The sequence below is a fragment of the Ruegeria sp. BHSB058 genome (genome assembly GCF_059613285.1).
Window position 1 is genome coordinate 1 of record NZ_JBXWSF010000176.1, and the last position, 2018, is coordinate 2018.

A 2018-nucleotide genomic window follows, 5' to 3' on the forward strand; every position below is an offset into this window, starting at 1 on the left:
GTTTTCCCGGCCCCAAAGCCTGGCAAGCGAACCTAGCTGGAAATTTCCCCTGCCAACACCGCTCTTCCGTGCACCGCCAAAGTTGCTGAAAACCTCTGGCACCCAAACTTGCGGATCACATCGAGTACCCGCGCTTCGTAAGCAGCGTGCCCGATCAAACGACACAGGTCGGACGCATGGAACTGGCGGTTCGCAGTCGGCGCGGCTTGCATCTGTCTCAGCAATTCGCGCTCTTTGGGGTCTGCTACCCGTTTCTGCGATGATTTCACCTCGGGTTGAGGCGGAGTTCCCGGCGAATTCTGCCATCGGCGCATGAAGCCAAGCAGGAAGCCGGCCGGCACCCTGCCGTTGCCTCGGGATCGGTTGAAGGCGAGGAAGCGGTCCCAGATGACCTGCGTGTCGACGTTCCAGCAGGGCAACGTGGCCTTCGCTGCTTTGATGAGCTCCGCCCAACTGGTCTGAAAAACGTTCGAACTCGGGGTGATTTCGATCAGCCCTGAGAAGATAGTTTTGTTATTATTTTCTCTAGATAGTGATGTGTCGCCTTCACCTGACACGAGATCATGGGTTTCACTCTCTTCGTCGAAGGCTGAAAACCGAAAGATCCAGGGCGCGAACTTGCCATTCGGCTTCGCCCGCTCGAGCTGCAACTCCGACGTCTCAAGTTCGCTCAAAAGAACCGAGAGATATTGTCGTGAGACACCCATCTTCTCCGCCAGGGCCGAGAGGGTGAACGCTGCCGTTCCGCGCGACAAACCGTTGTAGCCATCCTTCCAGGCGATGGCATCGAGGATGAGGGTAGCAAGCTTATGCGCTGCAACAGAGAGATTTGTCTGCGTGATCCGTCGCAGGATCAGGCCGGTCGTAGGTTCCATAGTCGAGGTCTCCTTGGAGATCCGACGCCATGTCGTGAGACAACAACATTCTTGCCAGCAAAACAACTTTGCTGGTTGCAGGTGTTTTAGCGGTGCGCTAGGAAACTCTTGTTCACGGAGTTTTCTAGCACGGCGTCAGGCTTCACGGTCTGGCGTCGTCTCCTTTTCTGGGGTTTGCACAGACTCCCATGCGGGATTGTGAGGACGCGCACGGCGAAACCGCGCGCAGATTTTGTTAGAAGCGAACTTCTTCAGAACCATAGTTCCCGGCGTGATCACGCCAGTCGACGAAGACGGAACGGTAGACGTAGTTGCCGCATCCATTCGGGATGCTCAGGCCTGATGCGGCAGGCACTTGGCTCACGTCGGATCTTGTCCATCGGTAATCGCCCTGCACGCCGTAGGACCCCAATTGCGTGGAGTCGCTGCGATAACACTCGCTGTCTCGGCCCTTATTTTGACTGTACCGGATGTGATAAACGCGGATGCTGCGCACGAAATCAAAGGCGTCGCCTGAGATGTCGATGTCGGCTTGTTCATCCGCTTGGACGCGGACAGGGGGCACAGGCGTCGATTCCTGCGGTTCGGGCGGATCGCGGAACGTGATGTCATAAAGGCGTTCCATAGGCGACATTGGACTGGGATCGTTGAACGACACACCCATCGGACACCGCCAGATTTGTAAGGGAGGCTCGATCGGCCATGGCGTGATCCGCCGAATGAAGACCGATCTGGCATGCGCGCAGGGCGCGGAGGCAGGCCAGCCGCCCGCAAGGCAGAGGAGGATTGCACAGTCCACCTGATAGGCTTGAGCCGGACCTGACGAGGCCATTAGCCCGGAAATGCTTAGTGCCGTGGCTGTTGCCACGCCGTGGATCACGTGCTTCATGATGCCGACTCCATCTATAATGGCGCATCGATACGAAACAACATTAATGATCGCAAGGTGATTTGATTGATGATTGCGCGCAAGTCTTGCCTTTGTCGCTCGTCATATTCTCGAGCCTAGCAGCGGGCCGCGGAGGAGTTGCGGCCAAAGAACCGGCCAAATTTGCGGACGGGATGCCACTTTATGAGTCGGCAACCTCATGATAGTTTATGGTTTTAAAAGAGATGAGTCATGGCCAGCAAGCGGCCAGAAAG

The 2018-nt window shown here is 56.6% G+C and carries 2 protein-coding genes; both read right to left on the minus strand.

Going from position 1 to position 2018, the window contains the following annotated elements; genetic code table 11:
* Positions 1-32: 32 nt before the first annotated feature.
* A complete protein-coding gene (locus AC2FNB_RS21125; protein ID WP_496748691.1) occupies positions 33-875 on the minus strand; it encodes a hypothetical protein in 843 nt (280 codons plus the stop codon).
* Positions 876-1110: 235 nt separating this feature from the next.
* On the minus strand, positions 1111-1764 hold the full coding sequence (locus AC2FNB_RS21130) for a hypothetical protein (RefSeq protein WP_496748692.1): 654 nt from the start codon (positions 1762-1764) through the stop codon (positions 1111-1113).
* Positions 1765-2018: the final 254 nt, after the last annotated feature.